Origin of the sequence: Burkholderia sp. Bp8963, assembly GCF_003854275.1 — a bacterium.
Classification (GTDB): Bacteria; Pseudomonadota; Gammaproteobacteria; order Burkholderiales; family Burkholderiaceae; genus Burkholderia.
In genome coordinates this window covers 1-1,441 of sequence record NZ_QTQP01000141.1, presented here as the reverse complement: position 1 = coordinate 1,441, position 1,441 = coordinate 1, and the positions used below count along the sequence as shown (strand labels likewise).

Genomic DNA, 1,441 nt, shown 5'->3' with positions numbered 1-1,441 from the left:
CATTCCATTACACACAAGTCTGATGCTCAATCTCGCGCATGTACCTGATGCCAGCAACGAAGTCCACTATTCGCTGCATGCCTAGCCAGATGGTTTTGACGCCAGGTTCGCCGTCGCCTTTGCGCGCGAGGAAGCCGCCGAGCATGGCGACGAGCCGTACCACTTCATTCAGTTGCGGCGGTTTGTCGGGCGGAGTCTTCTTGTTCAGGATGAAGGCGGCCTTCCATTCATCGGGCTCAAACAGCAGTCCGGCATCGAGCTCCGGGCAAGTGCGGCCTAACCGCATGAGACGAGCGATGCGCCACGCCACCACCATGAACACCGCCAGTGCCCGCTCGATGCGCTCGATCGTGCTCAACTGTAGCGCCTCGACCCGGCAACCGTTCTTCAACACATGAAAGAAGGTTTCCACCTCCCAGCGGGCGCGATACCAATCGATCAGCCGCGCGGCCTCGGCGAGATCCGGCACGTCGCGATTGGTCAGCAAGCGCCATTCGATCGGCGTCACGCCGGCCGGCGCGTCTATCTCGCGCGCGACCAGGCAACTGATCGACACCACACCGCCCTGGGCACCGGGCAGATCGATCCGTCGACTCCATATTTGCTGATGAACTTCCCGCGCCTTCTGTCGCTGGCGACCCGGCAACGTGAAACGGATTTCACCGAGCGGCTCAGCTTGCGTGGCGTGATCCCAGAGCCTTTGACCCTCAGGCAACACGCGATTGTGCTGGGCGCGAATCAGCCAGTCCGCCGGACAGCCAAGATCGTGCGCTCGGCGCATCAGCGCGATGATGTCCGACTCCCGGTCCGCAACGTACACCAACTGCGTGCCGGGCAGATCCGCCGCCTGCTCGGCCACTCGTTCGTATCCTTCAATCCAGCGCGTGCTTTCCTTCTCGCCGCCACGCACGCCATCGGCGCCCTTGCGCTCACGCGCCCACATCCAGGCATTCAACACGCCCAACGGTTCACGCTGCGGCGTGACCGCGTAGGTCGCGTGAACGTACATGCCGCGCTGGGCTTCATACGACAACGGCCCCAGCCCCGCGATGTCCTGACCGTTGAAGTTCAACTCGGTCGTGTCATCCAGGCACAGCACTACGTCGCATGCCCGCATCCGCTCGGCCGAGCACTGCCAGTGCGGCTCCATGACGTCGGTCCATTCCAGCTTGTCTTGCGCGAAAAACCGATAAGCTGCCGCCGTCTCGGCCCAGCCACCGCACGCCTGCGGAATGCTGGCAGTCGGATTCCCCGACAGTTGTTCGGCCAGCAAGATTGCCCGCTGGTTCAAGCGCTTGTCGCCCAGATCGATACCCTTGAATTCCATTGCCGCCCAACTCTCCGTTGCTCGTGCCATTCGCGCGTCATGCAAAAAGCAAGAGTAAACGGCAAGCCGCGAAAGTTTACAAGCCGCTCACGCCGACTTGTGTGTAATGGAATG

1 protein-coding gene is annotated in these 1,441 nt (G+C 61.9%); it reads right to left on the bottom strand.

Translation table 11 applies throughout. The features are described 5' to 3' along the window. Nucleotides 1-7 precede the first annotated feature (7 nt). The gene (locus tag DID96_RS37680) at nucleotides 8-1,327 is read right to left on the bottom strand and encodes an IS4 family transposase (protein ID WP_124604377.1); all 1,320 of its coding nucleotides are present in this window, start codon (nucleotides 1,325-1,327) and stop codon (nucleotides 8-10) included. Between the last annotated feature and the right edge of the window lie 114 nt (nucleotides 1,328-1,441).